Annotated in this window: 2 tRNA genes and 2 rRNA genes (1 of these 4 cut by a window edge); all 4 read right to left on the reverse strand. The window is 47.0% G+C overall.

The annotated features are described in order from the left end of the window. Positions 1-887 (reverse strand): 23S ribosomal RNA (locus AC4FQ3_RS22740); it reaches 1,445 nt to the left of the window's first position. Between the two features lie 146 nt (positions 888-1,033). After that, positions 1,034-1,107: transfer RNA gene (locus tag AC4FQ3_RS22745), tRNA-Ala, on the reverse strand. Positions 1,108-1,266: 159 nt separating this feature from the next. Next, positions 1,267-1,340: transfer RNA gene (locus AC4FQ3_RS22750), tRNA-Ile, on the reverse strand. Positions 1,341-1,464: 124 nt separating this feature from the next. Continuing rightward, positions 1,465-2,892, reverse strand: a 16S ribosomal RNA gene (locus AC4FQ3_RS22755); the annotation flags it as partial.

The following is a 2,892-nucleotide window of genomic DNA, read 5'->3' on the forward strand; positions in this document are numbered from 1 at the left end:
CTCTATATAACTTAATTCAGCGCTGCACCTAAATGCATTTCGGGGAGTACGAGCTATTTCCGAGTTTGATTGGCCTTTCACCCCTACCCACAGGTCATCCGAAGACTTTTCAACGTCAACCGGTTCGGACCTCCACACTGTGTTACCAGCGCTTCATCCTGCCCATGGGTAGATCACACGGTTTCGCGTCTAACACTACTGACTAAAGCGCCCTATTCAGACTCGCTTTCGCTACGGATCCGTGGCTTAACCACTTAACCTTGCCAGCAACGTTAACTCGTAGGCTCATTATGCAAAAGGCACGCCGTCACCCCACGAAAGGGCTCCGACCGCTTGTAAGCGTATGGTTTCAGGATCTATTTCACTCCGTTATTCACGGTTCTTTTCACCTTTCCCTCACGGTACTGGTTCACTATCGGTCTCTCAGGAGTATTTAGCCTTAGCGGATGGTCCCGCCAAATTCAGACAGGGTTTCACGTGCCCCGCCCTACTCAGGATACCACTATCTATTACACTTGTTACCCATACGGGGCTATCACCCTCTTTGGCGTCACTTTCCAGCAACTTCCGGTTCCTTGTGCATAAAATGTCGTGGTCCTACAACCCCAGCACTGCCGTAACAGCACTGGTTTGGGCTAATCCGCGTTCGCTCGCCACTACTTACGGAATCACTTTTGTTTTCTTCTCCTCCGCCTACTTAGATGTTTCAGTTCAGCGGGTTTGCCCACCTATCGGTGTACTATGTCTTCAACATAGTGGGTTGCCCCATTCAGGTATCTGCGGATCAATCGGTGTGTGCCCGTCCCCGCAGCTTTTCGCAGCTTATCACGCCTTTCATCGCCTCTGAGAGCCAAGGCATCCCCCATACGCCCTTATTTTGCTTATTGTACCAATCTTAAAATTAATTAAGACCGTTTTTTTTGTCTTTTGCTATTTGTATTGCTACTATAACAAAAAACGCTTTCTACTTTTTATTATTTTCTTATCTCAATATGTCAATGAACTTTTATTTACTATCTTTATAGTAAACCAGTGGAGAATAACGGAGTCGAACCGTTGACCTCCTGCGTGCAAGGCAGGCGCTCTAGCCAGCTGAGCTAATCCCCCATTTTAATTAAAAATTAAAAATCGTGAATTAAAAATTATGAACTTTTTGATTCTTAATCTTTCAACTTCTAAAATTTCCTTTTTTCTAAGTATTTCAGTCTTTTTTAATTTTTAATTCTCAATTTTTAATTAAATTACCAATTGAAATTCTTAAAAAAGTAGTCCCGGGCAGACTCGAACTGCCGACCCCTACATTATCAGTGTAGTACTCTAACCAGCTGAGCTACGAGACTCTGTTTTACTTAAAATTTATTATTTGAACTAACAGCAAGAGTAATTGAACTTCGTGATTCAGAACCTTCTAAATTATCATCTTTTTTCCCCATCGTGCATTACTGCTAACAATTGGGGCTCTAGAAAGGAGGTGTTCCAGCCGCACCTTCCGGTACGGCTACCTTGTTACGACTTAGCCCTAGTTACCAGTTTTACCCTAGGCAGCTCCTTGCGGTCACCGACTTCAGGCACCCCCAGCTTCCATGGCTTGACGGGCGGTGTGTACAAGGCCCGGGAACGTATTCACCGGATCATGGCTGATATCCGATTACTAGCGATTCCAGCTTCACGGAGTCGAGTTGCAGACTCCGATCCGAACTGTGACCGGTTTTATAGATTCGCTCCTGGTCGCCCAGTGGCTGCTCTCTGTACCGGCCATTGTAGCACGTGTGTAGCCCAAGGCGTAAGGGCCGTGATGATTTGACGTCATCCCCACCTTCCTCACAGTTTGCACTGGCAGTCTTGTTAGAGTTCCCGACATGACTCGCTGGCAACTAACAACAGGGGTTGCGCTCGTTATAGGACTTAACCTGACACCTCACGGCACGAGCTGACGACAACCATGCAGCACCTTGTAAATTGTCTTGCGAAAGATCTGTTTCCAAACCGGTCAATCTACATTTAAGCCTTGGTAAGGTTCCTCGCGTATCATCGAATTAAACCACATGCTCCACCGCTTGTGCGGGCCCCCGTCAATTCCTTTGAGTTTCATTCTTGCGAACGTACTCCCCAGGTGGGATACTTATCACTTTCGCTTAGCCACTGAGATTGCTCCCAACAGCTAGTATCCATCGTTTACGGCGTGGACTACCAGGGTATCTAATCCTGTTCGCTACCCACGCTTTCGTCCATCAGCGTCAATCAATTAGTAGTAACCTGCCTTCGCAATTGGTATTCCATGTAATCTCTAAGCATTTCACCGCTACACTACATATTCTAGTTACTTCCTAATAATTCAAGTCTGGCAGTATCAATGGCCGTTCCACCGTTGAGCGATGGGCTTTCACCACTGACTTACCAAACCGCCTACGGACCCTTTAAACCCAATGATTCCGGATAACGCTTGGATCCTCCGTATTACCGCGGCTGCTGGCACGGAGTTAGCCGATCCTTATTCTTACGATACCGTCAAGCTCCTTCACGAAGGAGTGTTTCTTCTCGTATAAAAGCAGTTTACAATCCATAGGACCGTCATCCTGCACGCGGCATGGCTGGATCAGGCTTGCGCCCATTGTCCAATATTCCTCACTGCTGCCTCCCGTAGGAGTCTGGTCCGTGTCTCAGTACCAGTGTGGGGGATCTCCCTCTCAGGACCCCTACCCATCGTAGCCTTGGTAAGCCGTTACCTTACCAACTAGCTAATGGGACGCATGCTCATCTTTTACCGTTGTGACTTTAATAACTCAATCATGCGATTGTGATATACTATGAGGTATTAATCCAAATTTCTCTGGGCTATCCCTCTGTAAAAGGTAGATTGCATACGCGTTACGCACCCGTGCGCCGGTCTCT

Source organism: Flavobacterium sp. AK-345, from assembly GCF_058310175.1.